Raw genomic sequence first — 19538 nt, forward strand, 5'->3', positions numbered from 1 at the left:
TTTCACGCGCTTTCGGCCCCCTCGCCGTATCGGCCGGCGCTCGCGCGGCTGCCGGGGAGTCCGGAGACGCTGGCTGGCTGGCTGGCTGGCTGGCTGAGCGGGTCACGGGCTGGGGCAGGGGCCACGTGGTGGAGGCGCTGTGCGACCTTGCCGACGAACGTCCGGTCGTACGGCCCTGGCTGTTGCGCGCAGCAGCCGACGGGACTATCTCAACGGCTACTTCGCGGGCAGGGTCGCGGAGGCGGTAGGTCTGCGGGACGTCATGACACGGGAGGCACCCGACGCCGACGTGGTGGACCACGCGGGGCGGTTGCTCCACGTCATCTGCCACTGCGCGGGCATGGGCACGACACTGGCCCTGTATCCGCACGCCGACGCCGTCATGGCGGCCCACGTGCGTCAGGTCGCTCGACTCGGGCCGTCGGTCGAACGGTGCATCGCCGGGGTGCTGGCCAGGAGCCTCGTTTCGGAGGCACTGAGAGACTCCGTCGGCCCCGCCGAGCGGTGGGCGACCTTGCGTGGCGCCTATCTCGCGCTGCTCGACCGTGAGGACTGGTGCTGAGACCGCCCGAGCCGGACTCGTGGCCGGCAACGGGCGGTTGATGTGGCTCGCGAGAGTCGCGGCGGACTTGGAGCTCAAGGGCCTGGAGCTCGGAGGCCTGGGCACCGGCACCCCTTGATCAGGGCCGGTGTGCCTGCCCCATGGCTCGCGTGTACCCGGCGGGGTCGTCCTCGAAGCCGTGGATGCCGGGGTGCAGCTCCCACGTTCCGGAGCCGTCCCGTACGAACTCCGCGACCGTCGCCGCGGTCGCCCCGAGGACGCTGCCGAAGTCGTCCTCGGTGAGCACGGTGTATCCCTCGCGGATCCGCAACGCGGGGTTGAGCACCCCGACGAACGTCCGGTCCTCGGAGCGCTGTTGGATGACGACACCGACGACCACGCGCGCGTACCGACTGTCGAGCCGGTTGAGCTCCAGGGTCATGACCTCGTCCCAGCCGAAGCCCTTGCCGTCCTTGCTGTCCCGATTGAGGGTGATGGTGCCGTCGGGGGAGCGGCTGTCGAAGTGCACCACATAGGCGGGATCGCCGTACGGATCCGCCTCCAGATACGTCGCGGCGACGATGTCCAGGTCGGTGGCAGCGCTCCCCACCGGACTCGGATCCCACTTCAGCGAGACCTCGACCTTGCGGATCCCCTTGTTGAGGGCGTTCACCAGGATTCCCCTTCTCCGTGTCCACGGTCCGAACTGCCAGGCAGCCGGGGCCGGTTGTCCATCCTGCCACGCGCGCGTACCGCTCACGTGAGAGATCTCCGTCGGAGCGTGACCTGGGCCACGCTGCGTGGCCTTACGATGGCGCGGTGCTGGTCAAGTGGATTCGCTGCACCGTGGTGGACCGCCGCGGCTTCGAGCGCGGGCAGCGGAAATGGGCGGGGCTTCTGGGGGAGCCGGGGTTTCGGGGACAGGGCGGAGGCTGGAGCCGGGGGCGGCCTGGAGTGGCGCACATCTTCTCCTTCTGGGAGAGCCGTTCCTTCTACGACTCCTTCATGGCCCGTTCCCACGACCGGCTCGCGTCCACGCAGTCGGGCACGTTCAAGGACGCGCAGGTCAAGCTTTTCGACTACCGCTTCGACGTGAAGACCGGATTCGAACCGCGCTTCACGGACACCGACCTGGTTCGGGTCGCCCACTGCCGGGTCCACGGGGAGCGCGCCGAGCACTTCACGCTGATGCAGGAGAAGGTCTGGAATCCCGCGATGGCCGGTTCGCCCGGCATGATCCGCGGACTGTTCGGTGAGGCGCCGGGCCATGAGTTCCTGGTGCTGTCGATGTGGCAGTCGGCCGCCGAGCACGGCAAGTACCGCACGGAGCGCATCGAGCGCCTCGCGCTGCGCGCCCAGACCGAGGCGGACGTGGCGTCCTTGACGGGCGACATCGTGCAGCTGGAGCCGAGCTGGACGGTTTGAAAACCGGACTGTTTACCGTGCGCACTGGTGTGGCCCCTGGTGCAGGAAATGTGTGACCTACGCCGTATGGAGGCCGTACGGGTGCTCGATCGGCCCTCACTCGATCTAGGGTCATGGCATGGCACGACCACGGCGCATCGTCCTTGTCCGGCACGGCGAGTCAACGGGCAATGTTGATGACACCGTGTACGAACGCGAGCCAGACCACGCTCTGGCCCTGACCGAGCGGGGCTGGCAGCAGGCCGAGGAGACCGGCAAACGGCTGCGTGAGGTGTTCGGCCGCGAGCGGATCAGCGTGTACGTCTCCCCCTACCGCCGCACCCACGAGACGTTCCGCGCCTTCCACCTCGACCCCGAGCTCGTACGCGTGCGTGAGGAGCCCCGGCTGCGTGAGCAGGACTGGGGAAACTGGCAGGACGGTGACGACGTGCGCCTGCAGAAGGCCTACCGGGACGCCTACGGCCACTTCTTCTACCGCTTCGCCCAGGGAGAGTCCGGGGCCGACGTCTACGACCGGGTCGGTGGCTTCCTCGAGAGCCTCTTCCGCAGCTTCGAGGCCCCCGACCATCCGCCGAACGTCCTGCTGGTGACCCACGGCCTCGCGATGCGCCTGTTCTGCATGCGCTGGTTCCACTGGACCGTCGCGGAATTCGAGTCCCTGTCGAATCCGGGGAACGCGGAGATGCGGATGCTCGTTCTCGGGGACGACGGCAAGTACGCGATCGACCGGCCTTTTGAACGTTGGCGTGACCCGGAGCCCTACGGGATCACCGGATAGGGTGGCAGAGCGATGACCGCTGACTCCTCTCCCGACGGGCGCCTGGACCGCGCCCTGTCCAGCCTGCGCGGACTCGCTGTCGGGGACGCGCTGGGCTCACAGTTCTTCGTGCCGGTGAACTATCCGCTGCTGAAGCGCCGCGAGCTGCCGTCCGAACCCTGGCAGTGGACGGACGACACCGAGATGGCCTGCTCCGTGGTGGCCGTCCTGGGCGCCCACCGCCGGATCGACCAGGACGCGCTGGCCCACTCCTTCGCCCACCACCACGACTTCGACCGTGGCTACGGCCCGGCCGTCAACCGGCTGCTGCGACTGGTCCGGGAGGGCGGCGACTGGCGGGAGCTCGCCGCCGCGCTCTTCAACGGGCAGGGGTCCTGGGGCAACGGCGCCGCGATGCGGATTGCCCCCCTCGGAGCCTGGTACGCAGACGACCCGGAGCAGGCGGTGCACCAGGCCGAGATCTCCGCCTATCCCACGCATCAGCACCGCGAGGCCGTGGTGGGCGCCATGGCCGTCGCCGCGGCGGCCTCGTTGGCCGCCGCCCCCGGAGGGCCGCCCAGCCCCGAGACTCTCCTCGACGGAGTCATCGCGCTCGTCCCGAAGAGCGCCGTCGGAGCGGGCCTGCGACGCGCCCGCGACATGCTCGACTACGGCGACGCGGGGACGGTCGCGGCCGTGCTGGGCTGCGGACGGCGCACGACGGCACATGACACGGTGCCTTTCGCCCTCTGGTCGGCAGCCCGGTCCCTCGGGGACTACGAGGAGGCGTTCTGGTCGACCGCTCAGGTGGGCGGAGACGTGGACACGACCTGCGCCATCGTCGGCGGGGTGATCGCCGGGGGCAAGGCGGGGACGCCGCCTGCCGCGTGGGTGGAGCGCACCGAGGCGCTGCCGGAGTGGGTGCCGGCCGCGGTCTGAGGCTTCGCTGTATCCACCTGCATGAAACTCTCTGTGTATGTCGGGAACTCTGCGTGACCGCGTGCTCGTTGTCGTGGCATCCGCTGTGTGAGCCAGGGGGGCGCACAGGCAGGTGACACACGAGGGGCGCAGGGGGTGGTCATGCGGTTCATGTCGCTGTTCACGGTCCTGTCGGCCGCGGTGGCCATGGTGACCGGAGCGTGGGCCGTACGTCGACGGGCCGCCTGCGTCTCGTCGCGACCCGTTCGCGGAGTGCGGATGACCGGAGCGTCGTCCTCGCCGTCGACTCACTGGACGAGGCCCGGTCATCCGCGACCCTGTGCGGGCCCGGTGGAGTTGGAGTCAGCCGACTCCGGGGCCCGCCGTGCCCGCGAGCGCCTCCAGGTCGCTCTTGCGGACCCGGATGACGAACCAGGCGGTGGCCAGGGCGAGTACGGCCATCGAGGCCGCGGCGATGAATCCCGTCGAGATGCCCTGGGTGAGCACTTCATGACCCCACGGAGCGGGCAGCTCGTGGGTCTTGGCGAACTCCGCTTTCTGCTCAGGCGAAGCGTCGGCCATGAACTGCGGCAGCTGTTTCTCCGCCTCGTCCTTGCTGGCCGTGCCGAACACCGTCGTCAGGATGGACAGACCGAGCGCCCCGCCCACCTGCTGCGTGGTGTTGAGCAGCCCGGATGCCGCGCCCGCCTCGTGCGGGGCGACCCCGGAGACGGCGGTGATCGTCAACGTGACGAAGTTGAGGCCCATGCCGAAACCGAAGACCAGCATCGGACCGAGTACTCCGCCGGCGTACGAGCTGTCGGAGCTGATGAGGGTCTGCCAGAACAGTCCGATCATCGTGAGCGCCGAACCGGCGATCATGAACGGCTTGGGTCCGAGCACCGGCAGGAACCGCTGGGACAGGCCCGCGCCGAGGGCGATCACAACCGTCACTGGCAGGAAGGCGAGACCCGCCTCGATCGGGGTGTACCCCAGCACGTTCTGCACGAAGAGCACGATGTAGAAGAACATGCCGAACATCGCCGCGGCCAGGCTCAGCATGATCACGTACGTGCCCGAGCGATTGCGGTCGGCGAACATCCTCAGCGGTGTGATCGGCTCCTTCGCCCGGGTCTCGATGAAGAAGAAGGCGACCAGCAGCACGATCGCCGCGCCGAACGAACCGATGGTGAGACTGTCCCGCCAGCCCTGGTCCGCCGCGCGGATGAAGCCGTAGACGAGGGACGCCATGCCCGCCGTCGAGGTCAGTGCGCCGGCGATGTCGAAGCGGCCGGTGTGACGTTCGGACTCGCTGATGTACAGCGGCGTGAGGACGGCGATCAGGACACCGATCGGCACATTGACGAAGAGCACCCAGCGCCAGTCGAGCCACTCGGTGAGCATGCCGCCCGCGAGCAGGCCGATCGCGCCGCCGCCCGCGGAGACCGCGGCGAACACTCCGAACGCCCTGTTCCGTTCCGGGCCTTCGGGGAACGTGGTGGTGATGAGGGCCAGCGAGGTCGGCGACGCGATCGCGCCACCGACACCCTGCAGGACGCGTGCGGCCAGCAACTGCCAGGGCTCCTGGGCGAATCCGCCGAGCAGCGAGGCGAAGGTGAACAGCAGGATGCCGGTCGTGAAGACCCGGCGCCGGCCGAGGATGTCGCCGGCCCGGCCGCCCAGGAGCAGCAGCCCGCCGAAGGTGAGTGTGTACGCGCTGACGACCCAGGTGAGGTCGGTGGTGCTGAACTTGAGAGCGTCTTGAATGTGCGGGAGGGCGATGTTCACAATCGTCGCGTCCAGGACCACCATGAGTTGGCAGGCCGCGATGACGGCGAGCGCGATGCCGGGATGTCCTTCCCGACGAGCCGCACCTGGCTTCTGTTCCTTGATCAACTGAGAGGTTGTCACTATGGGTCCCCCACAAGTGCGTTAGTGAACGCTCGCGTTCACTGTCGCGCCAACCGTAGTGAGTCCCTCATAGTGAACGCAAGCGTTCACTTAGGTCTCGTCGTGCGGCGTATTCCCCCGTCGTCGCGACGCACCGTCCCCGTATCCCCGGAATCCCCGCTTCCTCTGCTTGTTGGAGTCAGTCAGATGGTTACCTCGCGCTGGACGGCCGCCCCCGCTCAGGCGGCCTCCCTCCGTCGGCGCGGCGCCGTGCTCGAACGCGCGATCCTCGATGCCGCGCTGGAACAGCTCAGTACGGTCGGCTGGAAGGGCCTCACGATGGAGGGCGTCGCCGCCGGCGCCCAGACCGGTAAGGCCGCGGTCTACCGGCGCTGGCCGTCCAAGGAGGACCTCGTCGCCGATGCCCTGCAGTCCGGGCTGCCGATCATCGAGGCGGCTCCCGATCTGGGCAGCGTGCGCGAGGACCTCCTCGAACTGTGTCGACAGGCGCGTGAGGCGATGTACTCGCGTCCCGGATTCGCACTCCGTGCCGTGATTCACGAATGCGATCCCATCCAGGCGGAGCGTTTCCATGGCGTGATCTTCAACGGGGTCGTCGAGCCGACCATCAGGTTGCTCCGTGAGGTCATCACTCGCGGAATCAAGCGACATGAGGTCAGATCCGATGCGGCGAACAGCTACGTCTTCGATGCCATACCGGCGATGATGATGTACCGATCGAAGATGTGCGGTAGCGAATGGAATGATCGGGATCTTGAGGAGATGATCGACCAGTTGATGGTTCCCCTGCTGCGGACGAGTGCCGGCTGAACGTGGCTGAGGCCGGGGGCGGCAGGGCTCGGGGAAACCGGGGTGTCGCCGGGTGATCCCGGCGGCGTACGCTAAGGGCGCCATGCCGTACGAACCACCTACACACACTGTCGAGCGCTCCCTCCGTGCCACGACCGGAGCGAAGGTCATTGCCGGTGTCGACGAGGTGGGGCGCGGCGCCTGGGCCGGCCCCGTCACCGTCTGCGCGGCCATCACCGGACTGCGTCGGCCCCCCGAAGGTCTCACCGACTCCAAGCTGCTCACCGTCAAACGGCGCACCGCGCTCGACGAGGAGCTCCGGAAATGGGTGACGTCCTACGCCCTCGGGCATGCCTCCGCGGAGGAGATCGACGCCATGGGCATGACGGCCGCCTTGCGGCTGGCCGCAGTCCGTGCCCTGGAGGTCCTGCCCGTCCGGCCGGACGCGGTGATCCTCGACGGCAAGCACGACTATCTCGGGGTCCCCTGGAAGGTCCGCACGGTGATCAAGGGTGACCAGTCGTGCGTGGCCGTCGCGGCGGCTTCGGTGATCGCCAAGGTTCAGCGCGACAAAATGATGGCCGAACTGGGTATCGACCATGCAGACTTCGGTTTTGCGGACAATGCCGGGTATCCGTCGCCCGTGCACAAGGCCGCGCTGGAGGAGCGGGGACCCACCCCGTACCACCGGATGTCGTGGGCGTATCTTGATGCGCTGCCCCAGTGGCGGCACCTCAAGAAGGCCCGCAGTTGGGCGGATGGCGGCGTTCCGGAGATCGAGGGCCAACTCGGATTCGATTTCTGACCATTCCGCTCGCACTCATGTGCCACCCGCCGACGCGAGTCGCACCAACGTTTGATAGAAGTCAGCCATGCCTCTCCTTCCCGAGGAGCCTCAGATTCACGAGAGTGCCCAGGGTCCCCGCGCCACTTCGGCCAGTGGCCGTACCGCGCCGACCCCCCGTCCCGTACCCGGCCCCCGGCCCGCGGCGCATCCGCGTCCCGGCCGTCCCGGCCCCCTCCGGCCCACGCCTCCGGTGCAACGCACGCCGCATGACGTGGCCGCCACGCCCGGACCGTCGGGCCCGGCCGTCCGCACCGCCGCCGCTCCGGCTCCGGCAGCCCCGCAGATCCAGCTGATCCCGGCCTCCGCCGAAGGCGCGCTCGACGCCGCCGAGGAAGCCGTGGACCTGCTGCTGGATTCGGGTCGTGCCCCCGGCGAGGTGCTGGTGATCACCACCGGCGAGCAGCACCCGTGGGCCACCCACGAGCTGACCTTCGGCGAAGCCTCCTACTGGGCCCAGCACGACGCGGGCGACGACGTCTTCTACGCCGACGCCGCCGCAGTGGGCCGTGCCGCCACGCGCCCCGTGGTCGTGGTCGCCGTCAACGGCGGGTCCGCCTCCTCTGCCGCGACCGTTCTGCCTCTGGCGCACGGCCGGGCCGGTGCCCTGCTGATCGTCTGCGGCGACCCGCAGCAGATCAACTCGGTGCTGGGCGCGGGCGTCTGAGCCCGTTCCGGCGCGTCCGGGGGGCCCGGGGGTGACGAAGGCGTCGCTTCGGCGGCACCTGCACAGCGGGGGGTTTGTCGTGCGCGGACGATCGTGGGGATGGTCCGTGCGCGTCCGCCCTCGCCCGAGTGCGCCCTGAAACCGTGGGGAGTTGCGCCGCAGGCCGGCAGCGCGGCATCGAGGTGTCGTCTGCGATCACCGGGCGGCCGCCCGATGCTCCTCGCGTCCGTCCGTCGTACGCCGCGCTGAGACGCGCCAAGGCGTGTGCCGGCGGACAAGGGGACATCGTCGGGCTCGTGGACCCGTTGGAAGCCGTATGCCGTATGCCATACGCGGCTGATCGCGACGCGAACCGGAGCGATCCGTAGGCGTGCTCAGCCGGACCGCTCCATCGGCTTGGGTCCGGAGCGTTCCCCCGACCTCTGATCCGCAAGGGTCGGTCGGGGTTCTGCAGTGCTTCTTCAGCGGGCTGCCGCGCGGCGCAGGACTTCCGAGGCGGCACCGCCGGTGCGGGGCAGCGGGGGCGGCGCCTCGGAGAGGGCGAAGGGCTCCGGTGACGAGTCGGAGTTGGGGCGGCGGCCGCCGCGGCCCTCGCCGAGAACCTGCCAGCCGTCACGGGTCAGCGTGATGTACGCACCGCAGCGCAGCCCGTGCAGCGTGCAGGCGTCCCGCAGGCCCCACATCCATGCGCCGTCCTCTTCCGTCCAACGCGCGTCGCCGTCCCGGCAGTAGAGCAGCACGGCGGTACGCACCGGAGTGCGGCGCCGCAGATCGTGCGGGATGACCCGGCGCAGCTGGGCGAGCAGCGTGTTGCGGAACATCCAGCCATCGGCCGGGGCCGGGCGCCGGATGAACGACGCACTCGCGCACAGCCGCTCGTCCGGATCGAGCACGGCCACGATCGCGGTCGCCGGCTTCGGGCGATGCCGGGAGTGCAGTCCGCTGACGACCTCCCGGGGGTTGCGCAGCAGGGGTATTCCGGCTGCGGCCCACTCCGCGGGTTCGAGCATGCGGGTCAGCGGGTTGTTGGATGCGGCGGACAGGTCGGCAGACGTCGACGTGGATGCCGCGGAGGACGGAGCGAATCCGAAGGTCACGGTCCTCCCTTCGGCTACGCGCCCACACTGCGGGCGGGGTCGGATTCGGGGGAACGCACGCCGCAGCAGAGCCCTACCGGACCACGGGCGAGCCGTGCGGGGAGCGGACTTCAATTCTTCCTGTCGAACTTGGTTGCGGCAACGAGCAATTGGGGTCACTGACCGGAATCTGGCGGTGTGTGGTTTATATCCCTACCCGGCGAGGTGCCATGTGACGCCCGGGACATCCGCGCACCTCAGAGAGGCGCGGACTCCCGAGGTGCCAGACAGTCGGTGCGTGCCGTCGGAGACCGGGTACCGCGACGCGGCGTCATCAACCCTGTACGGCCAGCACCAGCGGCAACACCCCCTGCGCACCGGCTCGTCGGAGCATCCGGGCGACCACCGCGAGGGTCCAGCCCGTCTCAGTGAAGTCGTCCACGAGGAGGACGGGGCCCCCTGCTTCGGCCAGCGCGGCGGAGAGGGTGGGCGGCACAACGAGGGCTCCGGCGAGTGCCTTGAGGCGCTGGGCGCTGTTGCTCCGGGACAGCGGGGCCGCCTCGCCCGCGTACTCCACCGACCCCAGCAGCGGCAGTCGCCCGACCTCGGCGATGCGCGCACCCAGGGAGTTGATCAGCTGAGGCCGGGTGCGCGAGGGGACGGTGACGACGCCGACGGGCCGTGGCGGGGCGTCCGGCGCCCCTGAAGCCCAGCCGCCCGGGCCCCTGGCCCAGTCGGTCAGCACGCCCACGACCGCCTTCGCGACGTCGTCGGGTACCGGGCCGTCCGGGGCCTGGGCGGCGAACATCGGGCGTAGCCGGTTTCCCCATCCGATGTCCGACAGGCGGCCCAACGCCCGTCCGGGTGCGGTCTGTTCGCCTGCCGGGATGCGGCCCTTCAGCTCGACGCCGATAGCCGGCAGCCCGGTGGGCCACATGCGGCGCGGCTCGACCTCGACGCCCGCCCGGCCCAGGTCGACGCGAGCGGCGTCCAGTGCGGCCGTCGACGTATCCGCGGTGAAGCGCGTCCCCGCGCAGTTGTCGCAGCGTCCGCAGGGCTTGGCACCCTCGTCGTCCAGTTGGCGCTGCAGGAATTCCATCCGGCAGCCCGTCGTGGACGCGTACTCGCGCATCGCCTGCTGTTCGGCCTTGCGCTGCCGGGCAACCCATTCGTAGCGCCCCGCGTCGTAGGCCCACGGCTCCCCGGTCGCGACCCAGCCGCCCTTGACCCGGTGGACGGCCCCGTCCACGTCCAAGACCTTGAGCATGGTCTCCAGCCGGGAACGGCGCAGCTCCACCAGCGGCTCCAGCGCGGGCAGCGACATCGGTCCGGTCGCGCGGGTGAGGACGTCGAGCGTGCGTCGCACGAGGTCCTCGGAGGGGAAGGCGAGAGAGGCGAAGTACTCCCAGATCGCCTCGTCCTCCTTGCCCGGCAGGAGGAGCACCTCGGCGTGCTCGACGCCGCGTCCGGCACGACCCACCTGCTGGTAGTAGGCGATCGGGGAGGAGGGCGAGCCCAGGTGGACCACGAAGCCGAGGTCGGGCTTGTCGAAGCCCATGCCCAGGGCGGAGGTGGCGACCAGGGCCTTGACCCGGTTGGCCAGCAGGTCGTCCTCGGCCTGCTGACGGTCGGCGTTCTCCGTCTTGCCCGTGTACGAGGTGACGGTGTGGCCCCGCTGCCGGAGGAAGGCGGTGACTTCCTCCGCGGCCGCCACGGTGAGGGTGTAGATGATGCCGGAGCCCGGCAGCTGGTCCAGGCGGTCGGCCAGCCAGGCCATCCGGTGCGCGGCGTCCGGCAGCGGCAGGACGGCCAGGCTCAGGCTCTCCCGGTCCAGCGGGCCGCGCAGGACCAGGGCGTCCGAGGTGGCCCCCGTGCCGAGCTGCTCGGCCACGTCGGCGGTCACGCGCGCGTTGGCGGTGGCGGTCGTCGCCAGCACCGGGACGCCGGGCGGGAGGTCGGCGAGCATGGTGCGCAGCCGCCGGTAGTCCGGGCGGAAGTCGTGGCCCCAGTCGGAGATGCAGTGGGCCTCGTCCACCACGAGGAGCCCGGTCGCGGCGGCCAGCTTGGGCAGCACCTGGTCGCGGAAGTCAGGGTTGTTCAGCCGCTCGGGGCTGACGAGCAGGACGTCGACCTCGCCGGCCGCGATCTCGGCCTGGACCGTGTCCCACTCCTCCGTGTTGGAGGAGTTGATGGTCCGTGCGTGGATGCCGGCCCGGGCCGCGGCGTCGACCTGGTTGCGCATCAGCGCGAGAAGCGGCGAGACGATCACGGTGGGGCCGCTGCCCCGGGAGCGCAGCAGCGACGTCGCCACGAAGTACACCGCGGACTTGCCCCATCCCGTGCGCTGTACGACGAGGGCCCGCCGTTTGTCGGCCACCAGCGCCTCGATCGCCCGCCACTGGTCCTCCCGCAGCCGGGCCGTGCCCGTGGGGTCCCCGACGAGACGGGCGAGAACCGCGTCGGCGGCCACTCGGAGATCGGCGTTGCTCGTGTGCTCCATGCGTCCATACAACAGGACGCCACTGACAATCCGGGCCCGGACTGCTCGGGGCGGGCGCTGGGCGGAGGCGCCGGTGGACGAGGTCTCGCGGTCAAGATGTGAATTGACGTGTTCCTGGTCGGGGTTATCCACAGGGCAAAGCGGAACTTCATGATCCGCGAGATCGTCTGCGCATGACGAACCACAGCGAAACGACTGGATCCCCCGAAAACGGCGACGCGGCGGGACAGGAGCCGCGCGCACCCCACGGTGCGCACGGCGGGCATGCGACGCCCATGGGCCACCTCGACTGCACCACCTACGACGGCCACGGCGCCGAGCATCAGGTGACGCTGCGCACCCCGGCCGAACTGGCCGACGCCCTGCCGTATCTGCTCGGATACCGTCCCGAGGACAGCATCGTCCTGGTCGCCCTCCATGACCGGGGCGGACGGGGCCGCTTCGGGGGCCGGGCCCGGCTCGGCATCCCCGGCAGCGCCGACGACTGGCCCGCCGTGGCGCGACAGCTGGCCCACGGGCTGGTCACCGGCAGCGAACGCAGGGGAGCCCGCCCCGAGCAGATGGTCGCCTATCTCTGTCAGGAGCCCGGGAAGGGCGAGTCCGGCAGGCAGGTGATGGAGCGACTGAGGGGGCTCGCCCAGAAGCTGCGCGTCGAGTGCGGTCTCCTCGACGTACCGGTGATCGAGGCGCTGTGCATTTCGGACGGCCGCTTCTGGTCCTACTGCTGCGGAAGCGAGGAATGCTGCCCGCCCGAAGGGGAGGCGATGGGACTGCCCGGCACGTCCGTCCTGGCGGCAGCCGCCACCTACGCCGGGCTTCAGGTGCGCGGCACGCTCAGGGAGTTGCGGGGCAGGCTGCTGCCCTGGGAGAACGCTTCCGCCCTGGCTCAGGAAATCGCCCTGGACACGGGCAGTATGGCGATCGTCCCGAGGATCCTCGACGGCGCGAGCCGTACGGGCGTGGCAGAGGAGACGCTGCAGCTGGCGCGGCAGATCATGCAGCGCTACGCACTGGCTCCTGCCGTGTCCGGCACGCTCACGGAGGATCTCCGCGACGATCAATTGCTCGACCACGACGAGGCCGCCACGCTCATTCTCGGACTGCAGGACCGCACCACTCGCGATCGCGCGGCCGAGTGGATGGAGGGCGACGAGGCCGTCCTCGCACTCCGGCTGTGGCGGGCCCTGGCCCGGCGCTGTGTCGGCCCGTACGGCGAGCACGCCGCCGCGCCGCTCACCCTCGCCGGCTGGGTCGCCTGGTCCACCGGCGACGACCTGGAGGCCAGGGAAGCCCTGGCCATGGCACTTGGCGCGGACCCTGATTACCTCTTCGCGCGGCTGCTGCACCAGGCCTGCAACGAGGGACTGGACCCGGAGTCGATCCGCCGCTGTCTGCGCGCGGAACGAGGGGACAGGGAGCAGCCGGAATCCGGAAGTCCCGAAGGCGCCGAGGGCCAGGAGGCGGGCGACGTGGACGGACCTGCGCCCTGCGCCGCACCGGCTGCCGGACGCCGACGCAGGACGCGACCCGGTGACGCCGCGGACGCCAGGGCGCAGGGGCAGAGGCAGGGACAGGGGGCCAACGGTTCCCGCCCTCGTACGTCGGCGGGAGGCACGAGGCCGCTGGCCGCGCGGGTGAACCGCACGCGGAAGAGGGCGGTGCGGAGTCGGGGCGGTGACACCGACGGGGACGTGTGAGCGGGAGCAACTGGTAGGCAGGCCCATGCCGGTGCCCAAGGATCCTGGGCTGACCCGACCTGAGTCCTCGGTATGTCCGCACGCCCACACACGTAGCCGGCCAGGGGCCTCGGCGGACCCGGACGCCACCGTTCGGAATGTCAGCCCGCATCGGCATCGGCGTCCAGAGGCCTCGGCCAGCCGAACACCGACCTCAGGTGTATCGGCCCACCTCCTGTCCGAGGGATTTCAGACGACCGGACCGGCCTGCGGAACGGCGGCCCACGTCGGCGCCTGGACGTTACGGCCGCCCTGACACCCGCCGCCAATCGGTCGGCTCGGCCGTCACAGGCGTGACCCCGAGGAGCCCTGTTCCGTTCACCTGAGTGGCGGAACGCCTGGGCGGGCCTTGCCGGTGTGCCTGCCGCTCAGGCCGTTCAGGAACCTCCATGCCGACGCCGACCACGCCCGAGGCGCACAGAGCGCAGAAGAAGCCGCCCATGTATCAGCCGACTCCGCCCGCCGCCGCCGACGACGACCGCTCCGCCGAAAGCGGACCAGGGCCGCAGACCGGCCTGCCACGGCACGCGGACGGCGCCGACCGCCACGCGCCGGAGAGTCCGAGTGGCCCCACTGCCTCCCCCGGCCAGGTCCGATACGCGCCCACGTCGCCCGAGGAGGGGGCGTATTCCACCCGGCCGACGGGCCGGATCGCACGCCCTGGTCCGGTGACGGCTTCAGGTCCCCTCCACTCATCGGAGGCGCACCCCGATGGTCACCCTGGTTCTGCGATGCCTCCGGCGGCGGTGCCTTCGTGGGAGGCGACCCCTGATGGCCGTCCCGTTCCTGCGACGCCCTCGGTCTCCCGCCCCTCGTGGGAGGCCGAGCCGGCCGATCGCGCCAGCCGGGCGAGGGGGCTGGGCCCGCCAGGCCGGGGCGAGCAGGACCCGGCCGTTCTGTCCGGATCGCCCCCTGCCCGATCGGCAGGTCGGCGACACCACTCAGGTCCGTCGGCCGGTGAAAGGCCCGCCTCTCCGCCTTCCGCAGGCCACCCTTCGGCACCACCCCAGCCCACCGTCCTGACAGCTCGTCCGCCCACTTCACCTGGTCGTGGCAGCCCCCTTCCGCCACCCCGGCCCCCCGTCGACCTGCCGTCCACCCATACCGCCCTCATCTGCGTCGCTCTCCCGGGCCTCGCGATCTCCACGGAGCAGGGGCAGTTGACCGGGCGGGGGCTGGACGGGTTCTACCGGGCCGGTCGACGCGTGCTGTCCCGCTGCCAGGTCCGGGTGGCCGGACGTGAACCCGTCGCGGTCCAGTCGCGCATGACCACGGCCGACAGCGCCCGTTTCCTGGGAACCGTTCGGACCTCCGCGCACACGGGCCCGGACCCGGACGTCGTCGTCGAGCGCGTCCGGCACGCGGACGGCACGGAGCGGATCACCCTGTACAGCGCGGCCCCACGCCCGCTGCGCCTACCGGTAGAGGTGGCCCTCGGGACGGACCTGGCCGACCTGGGAGCGATCGCGAGCGGCACCCCCGGACCCGAACTGCCCGCGAGCGTCCACGACTCCGGTCTGCGCTGGTCCTCTCCCGTCGCCAACTCGTCGATCACGGCGGCCCCGCAGCCCGCCGACGCGCTGGCTTCGGCCGGGTTGCTGCGCTGGGAGTTCGTCCTGCCCCCGGGAGGCAGTGCGAGCGTGGAGCTGCGGGTCCGTCCGGACGGTGCGGGGCCCGTGCGGGCCGTGGGCCGGGCGGCCACGAGTCCCCTCGCTCCCGCACGGGCAGCGGGCGACGATCCCCGAGTCCGGGAACTGCTCCGGACGAGCATCGAGGACCTCCAGGCGCTGCTCCTGCGGGACCCCGCGCATCCCACCGACACACACCTGGCCGCCGGAGCCCCTTGGCGCTGTGGCCTGGCCCCGGCCGAGGCGCTTGCCGCCGCCCGCATGCTCCTGCCACTCGGTACCCGGCTGGCCGCGGGCACCCTGCGCACCCTTGCCCGCACCCAACTCCGGGGCCCGGGAGAGCAGTCCGGCATGATCCCCGGGCCCAGACGCGACGCGGGCACCCAACTCCCGCCGGGCTGCACCGGTACGGAAGCCACGCTGCTCTTTCCGGTGCTCCTCGCGGAGGCCCGCCGCTGGGGACTTCCCGATCCCGACACGGAAGAACTGCTGCCCACGGCCGAACGCTGCCTGACCTGGCTGCGAACCACCGTGGGTGACGCCCCCTACCTGCGCGATCCCCAGCCCGCCGGTCCGGCCCGCTGCGAGACACAGGCTCATGCCCATCGCGCCGCACTGCTCGGCGCCGATCTGCTGGACGCCTGCGGCAGACCGGGCGGCGCCGGGCTGCGGCAATGGGCCCAGGAACTGCGGACCGCGTTCCGGGAGGAGTTCTGGATCGACGACCTGGGGGGTGGCCGGCCCGCGGCCGCCCGCGCTCCGGACGGCCGACTCGTGCCACACCTGGGCGCGGCAACTGTCCACCTTCTCGACACAGGTCTGCTGGGCGGGGGTGAACGGGCGTCCGGACTGCTCGACAACGTGCAGACCGAACAGCTGGCCCGGCTGCTGGGCGGCCCCGCCATGGACTCGGGCTGGGGGTTGCGCGGTCTGGGTGCCAAAGAGGCGGGGTACAACCCGTTCGGCCACCGCGGGGGAGCCGTGCGCACCCACGAGACGGCCGTAGCCGTCGCCGGCCTGGCCACCGCCGGCTACGAGAAGGAGGCGGCCTCCCTGCTGCGGGGCACACTGGCGGCGGCCGAAGCCTTCGGCCACCGGCTGCCCGAGATGTACGCGGGGGAGCAGCGCACCGACGGGAGCGCCCCCGTCCCGCATCCGGCGGCGTGCCGGCCCGCGGCCACGGCAGCGGCAGCGGGCGTGCTGCTGCTGACCACGCTCGCGGGCATCCGTCCCGACGCCCCCGCTAAGACCGTCACCCTGCGCCCGGTGCGCAGCGCACCCCTGGGCGAGATCGTTCTGACCGGACTGCGGATCGCGGGTGCCCCGTTCGCCGTACGGGTCGGGCGTCTGGGCCTCGCGATGGTCGAGGAGGCGGCTGACGGGTTGCAACTGGGAGTGTGACCTCGTACAACGTATCGCCGCACGACGGCAGGGAGGACGGTGGGACCCGCTCGAGCCGCGGTGGACCAGTCACCGATGCGGCCACGAAGGGAGTGTTTATCGTCAGGCAGACGACTATGATCGCCGCATGCCCTACGACCCGTCAGCCTTTCCGCCCTTCGCCGTCACCGTGGACCTGGTCGTGCTGACCGTGCGCCGCCATGCTCTGTGCGCGCTGGCGGTGCGCAGGGGCGAGCCGCCGTTTCAGGGACGCTGGGCGCTGCCGGGCGGTTTCGTACGGGCCGACGAGGATCTGTCGCAGGCCGCGGCCCGCGAGCTGGCCGAGGAGACCGGGCTGCGCGCCCACGAGCCGGCCGTTCCCGTGCAGGACAACGGAGCCCACCTGGAGCAGCTCGCGACGTACGGCGACCCCAAGCGGGACCCCCGGATGCGGGTGGTCAGCGTCGCCCACCTCGCGCTCGCCCCCGACCTCCCCGCGCCCCGCGCGGGCGGCGACGCCAGCAACGCCCGCTGGGCGCCGGTCGAGGAGTTGCTGCAACAGAGCGGTTACGGGCGGGACGGCGAACCGGTCGCGCCGCTCGCCTTCGATCATGCCCAGATCCTGTCCGACGGCGTGGAGCGCGCCCGTTCCAAGATCGAGTACTCGTCGCTGGCGACGGCGTTCTGCCCCACCGAGTTCACCGTCGGCGAGCTGCGCCGCGTCTACGAAGCGGTGTGGGGAGTGGCGCTGGACCCGCGCAACTTCCACCGCAAGGTGACGGGTACACCGGGCTTCCTCGTCCCCACCGGCGGCACCACCACCCGTCAGGGCGGACGCCCCGCCCAGCTCTTCCGGGCCGGTGGCGCCACATTGCTCAACCCGCCGATGCTGCGCCCCGAAGTGTGACGATCACTCAATCTCCTTGCCGACGCCGCGAGATGTGACTGAGCCATCGGGGTTCGGACCGGGTCGGCCTCGCCCGCAGCCGCCGAACACAAGTCCGACCGGGCTCACTCTCCGCTCGCGGACCGAGCCTCGCGATGCCCGCAAAATCGGACATAGCGCGCTATCTTGCTACGGGTGATCCAGGCCTTCGGACTGACCAGCAACCCCCGCAAGGAGCTTCCGCCCGCCGTCGACGACGTTTCCTTCGAGGCACGCGCGGGCCGCGTCACCGCGCTGCTCGGCGCTCCGGGGGCGGGCAAGACGACAGCACTCAGACTCATGCTCGAACTCCAACAAGGCCGCGGGGTCACCTACTTCAGAGGGCGCCCCCTGCGTCGGATCGCCCATCCGTCACGCGAGGTCGGCGTGCTCCTCGGCGATGTGCCGGGGCACCCCGCCCGCACGGTCCGCAGCCATCTGCGCATGCTGTGCGCCGCCGCGGGCGTCCCGGTGCGTCGCGCCGACGAAGTGCTCGAGGTCGTCGGTCTCGTCAGCCTGCGCGAGGAACGCCTCGGCACCCTCTCGCGCGGAATGGACCGTCGCCTCGGTCTGGCCTGCGCCCTGCTGTCCGACCCGCACACACTCGTCCTCGACGATCCCGTCGGCGGGCTCTCCTCCCGTGAGAGCCGCTGGCTGTACGGCATGCTGCGCGCCCACGCGCACCAGGGCGGCACGGTCCTGATCACCGCGACCGACCCCAAGGAGACCGCCCGCACCGCCGACCGGATCGTCACGCTCGAGGAGGGCCGACTCGTCGCCGACCAGGAGGCCGCCGACTTCTCCCGCACCCGACTGCGCCCCCGAGTCGCCGTCCGGACCCCGCACGCCGCCCGCCTCGCGACCCTGCTCACCAAGGAGGCCCGCACGGCACAACGCTCCGTCGAGGTCGTACGCGAGGGCGGCAGCCGCCTCTCCGTGTACGGCAGTACCTGCGCCGACGTCGGCGAGACCGCGTTCCGCCACGGCATCCTCGTACACCAACTCGCGGACGAGATCGGCGACATGGGCCCCGGGGCGGGAGAGGCCTGCCCCGACGCGCCGCAGGCCACCGAGGGCGGGCACCGGCTCGACACGATCCGGGAGCCCTGCACCGCTGCACACGGTCCGGCCTCAGCCACTGCGCCCGGAGCGGCGAAAGCCCAGCCGAAGCCGCCTGTCGACGAGCCACCATCGGACGTGGCCGCCTTCCGTCCCGAAGCCTCGGACGGAACCGACCGGTCGCCGTCGACTGTCGCCCACGAAGGCCACCTCGATCCGGGTGGGGCGTGTGAGGTGCCGTCGCCGCTCGCACAGGACGGTCAGGCCGACCAGGGGGAGGTTGGCGAGACGCGGCTCGTCGCCGAGGCCGATCACTCAGGAGCCCTCGAACCCGACAGTGCGGGGGCAGCCGACGTCAGTGACCGACCAGCGACCTCCGCGCATACCTCGGCCGACGGCGCGACCACCGGGCAACCCTCCGCCGGTGTCGCACTGCACCCGGCCAAGGGTGCCTCGCCTCAGGGTCCGACGAGGCTCCGACCCGCTGCCGGAGTCACCACCCGCAACGCCCTCTCCGAACTCCCGCCCCCCATCTCCGTCCGCCCCGCTCCCAGCCCGCTCCGCCCGCTGCGGTACGAGTTGCGCCGGGCCGCTGGTGTCGGGACCGGGTTCCTCACCGGGGCCGCCGTACTCGTCGTCTCCGCCCTGACCGCCGCACTCCTCGCCCGTGTCGGCCATACCCCGCAGCACCGCCTGCTGGCCGCGTGGCCGCAGGAGCTGCCGTTGCCACCCGCGGCTCTGGGCGCGGGGCTGCTAGGGGCGTTCGCCTTCGGTGACGAGTTCCGCCACCCCGCCCTGGCGGCGGACCGCGGCACCGTGCCCCGTCGGCTGGGGCTGCTCGCGGCCAAACTCGTCGTCTCCGCGGCCACCGCGCTGCTACTGGCCTTTCTCACGGTGGGCTGCGACGCCGAAGTGCTCTATCTCCTCTACGGACGGGAGCTCGCGCAAGTTCCCGCTGACTGGCTGCCGCTGAGCGCGAGTTGGTTCGGGCTCGTGATCGGGTGCGCCTGGGCCGGCGTGCTGGCCGCCGGAATCTTCCGCTCCACCACGGCCGGGCTGGCGGCGGTGGTCGCGGTACCCGTCGTGGTCGTACCCCTCGTACAAAAGGCCTTGGAAGGACCGGCTGTGCGGACGGCGGCCGGGTTTCCGCTGCGGCTGCGCGAAGGGCTCCTGCTGCAGTGGCCCTTCGGTGGCGAGCGCTATCTCTCCGCTGCGGCGCGCATGATCGTCCAACCCGTGGGTGGTGCGCTGACGTTGTCGCTGATGGCCCTGCTCTGCGCATATGTGCTCACGACCCTGCGCAGCAGGGTCCGATGACGACCGCCCGTGCCCGTCCGGTCCTGCTCTGCGCACAACTCCCCGTGGAAAGCCCATTTCTTTCC

15 protein-coding genes are annotated in these 19538 nt (G+C 71.2%); 11 read left to right on the forward strand and 4 right to left on the reverse strand.

The features are described 5' to 3' along the window. The first annotated feature begins 139 nt into the window (after positions 1–139). Positions 140–562, forward strand: coding sequence for a hypothetical protein (locus ACIOHP_RS40005; protein ID WP_401895187.1), 423 nt, complete (start codon positions 140–142; stop codon positions 560–562). A gap of 118 nt (positions 563–680) precedes the next feature. On the opposite strand, the gene ACIOHP_RS40010 is transcribed toward ACIOHP_RS40005, so the two are convergent. Further along, positions 681–1214 (reverse strand): TerD family protein, encoded by a 534-nt coding sequence (locus ACIOHP_RS40010; protein ID WP_327719766.1) that lies wholly within the window; start codon positions 1212–1214, stop codon positions 681–683. A gap of 146 nt (positions 1215–1360) precedes the next feature. Between ACIOHP_RS40010 and ACIOHP_RS40015 the strand changes: the two genes are divergently transcribed. The 3 genes from ACIOHP_RS40015 to ACIOHP_RS40025 all read left to right on the forward strand — a co-directional run bounded on the left by ACIOHP_RS40015 (position 1361) and on the right by ACIOHP_RS40025 (position 3662). Beyond that, positions 1361–1966: a YdbC family protein gene (locus ACIOHP_RS40015; protein WP_327719767.1), complete on the forward strand. Its 606-nt coding sequence runs from the start codon at positions 1361–1363 to the stop codon at positions 1964–1966. Between the two features lie 118 nt (positions 1967–2084). Then, positions 2085–2744, forward strand: a complete 660-nt coding sequence (locus tag ACIOHP_RS40020) for a histidine phosphatase family protein (RefSeq protein WP_361483073.1) — start codon at positions 2085–2087, stop codon at positions 2742–2744. Between the two features lie 12 nt (positions 2745–2756). Beyond that, entirely contained in the window at positions 2757–3662 is a 906-nt protein-coding gene (locus ACIOHP_RS40025) for an ADP-ribosylglycohydrolase family protein (RefSeq protein ID WP_361549297.1), read from the forward strand. A gap of 342 nt (positions 3663–4004) precedes the next feature. On the opposite strand, the gene ACIOHP_RS40030 is transcribed toward ACIOHP_RS40025, so the two are convergent. Further along, on the reverse strand, positions 4005–5552 hold the full coding sequence (locus ACIOHP_RS40030) for an MFS transporter (protein WP_361483067.1): 1548 nt from the start codon (positions 5550–5552) through the stop codon (positions 4005–4007). A gap of 186 nt (positions 5553–5738) precedes the next feature. On the opposite strand from ACIOHP_RS40030, the gene ACIOHP_RS40035 reads away from it, so the two are divergent. From ACIOHP_RS40035 to ACIOHP_RS40045, 3 genes are all read left to right on the forward strand, one after another. After that, positions 5739–6362: a TetR/AcrR family transcriptional regulator gene (locus ACIOHP_RS40035; RefSeq protein WP_401895189.1), complete on the forward strand. Its 624-nt coding sequence runs from the start codon at positions 5739–5741 to the stop codon at positions 6360–6362. Between the two features lie 82 nt (positions 6363–6444). Further along, on the forward strand, positions 6445–7146 hold the full coding sequence (locus ACIOHP_RS40040; protein WP_401895191.1) for a ribonuclease HII: 702 nt from the start codon (positions 6445–6447) through the stop codon (positions 7144–7146). Between the two features lie 67 nt (positions 7147–7213). After that, complete coding sequence (locus ACIOHP_RS40045; protein ID WP_361549291.1) at positions 7214–7852, forward strand: hypothetical protein; 639 nt, start codon at positions 7214–7216, stop codon at positions 7850–7852. Between the two features lie 461 nt (positions 7853–8313). Here ACIOHP_RS40045 and ACIOHP_RS40050 read toward each other — a convergent pair whose 3' ends face one another. Continuing rightward, positions 8314–8949 (reverse strand): hypothetical protein, encoded by a 636-nt coding sequence (locus tag ACIOHP_RS40050; RefSeq protein ID WP_361549289.1) that lies wholly within the window; start codon positions 8947–8949, stop codon positions 8314–8316. Between the two features lie 313 nt (positions 8950–9262). After that, on the reverse strand, positions 9263–11428 hold the full coding sequence (locus ACIOHP_RS40055) for a RecQ family ATP-dependent DNA helicase (RefSeq protein WP_401895193.1): 2166 nt from the start codon (positions 11426–11428) through the stop codon (positions 9263–9265). Between the two features lie 173 nt (positions 11429–11601). Between ACIOHP_RS40055 and ACIOHP_RS40060 the strand changes: the two genes are divergently transcribed. The 4 genes from ACIOHP_RS40060 to ACIOHP_RS40075 all read left to right on the forward strand — a co-directional run bounded on the left by ACIOHP_RS40060 (position 11602) and on the right by ACIOHP_RS40075 (position 19473). Beyond that, positions 11602–13125 (forward strand): DUF4192 domain-containing protein, encoded by a 1524-nt coding sequence (locus ACIOHP_RS40060; protein ID WP_401895194.1) that lies wholly within the window; start codon positions 11602–11604, stop codon positions 13123–13125. A 1151-nt stretch (positions 13126–14276) separates the two neighbouring features. After that, entirely contained in the window at positions 14277–16193 is a 1917-nt protein-coding gene (locus ACIOHP_RS40065) for a glycogen debranching N-terminal domain-containing protein (RefSeq protein WP_401895329.1), read from the forward strand. A gap of 127 nt (positions 16194–16320) precedes the next feature. Beyond that, positions 16321–17079, forward strand: a complete 759-nt coding sequence (locus ACIOHP_RS40070; RefSeq protein WP_401895197.1) for an NUDIX domain-containing protein — start codon at positions 16321–16323, stop codon at positions 17077–17079. A 174-nt stretch (positions 17080–17253) separates the two neighbouring features. After that, complete coding sequence (locus tag ACIOHP_RS40075; RefSeq protein ID WP_401895198.1) at positions 17254–19473, forward strand: ATP-binding cassette domain-containing protein; 2220 nt, start codon at positions 17254–17256, stop codon at positions 19471–19473. The last annotated feature ends 65 nt before the right edge of the window (positions 19474–19538 follow it).

The sequence above is a fragment of the Streptomyces sp. NPDC087859 genome (genome assembly GCF_044742595.1).
GTDB lineage: Bacteria > Actinomycetota > Actinomycetes > Streptomycetales > Streptomycetaceae > Streptomyces > Streptomyces canus_F.

Bases quoted from the DNA above. Each gene is read 5' to 3' on its own strand.
- ACIOHP_RS40025 (WP_361549297.1), top strand. From the start codon at position 2,757: ATGACCGCTGACTCCTCTCCCGACGGGCGCCTGGACCGCGCCCTGTCC.
- ACIOHP_RS40055 (WP_401895193.1), bottom strand. From the start codon at position 11,428: ATGGAGCACACGAGCAACGCCGATCTCCGAGTGGCCGCCGACGCGGTT.
- ACIOHP_RS40035 (WP_401895189.1), top strand. From the start codon at position 5,739: ATGGTTACCTCGCGCTGGACGGCCGCCCCCGCTCAGGCGGCCTCCCTC.
- ACIOHP_RS40045 (WP_361549291.1), top strand. From the start codon at position 7,214: ATGCCTCTCCTTCCCGAGGAGCCTCAGATTCACGAGAGTGCCCAGGGT.
- ACIOHP_RS40070 (WP_401895197.1), top strand. From the start codon at position 16,321: ATGCCCTACGACCCGTCAGCCTTTCCGCCCTTCGCCGTCACCGTGGAC.
- ACIOHP_RS40040 (WP_401895191.1), top strand. From the start codon at position 6,445: ATGCCGTACGAACCACCTACACACACTGTCGAGCGCTCCCTCCGTGCC.
- ACIOHP_RS40020 (WP_361483073.1), top strand. From the start codon at position 2,085: ATGGCACGACCACGGCGCATCGTCCTTGTCCGGCACGGCGAGTCAACG.
- ACIOHP_RS40060 (WP_401895194.1), top strand. From the start codon at position 11,602: ATGACGAACCACAGCGAAACGACTGGATCCCCCGAAAACGGCGACGCG.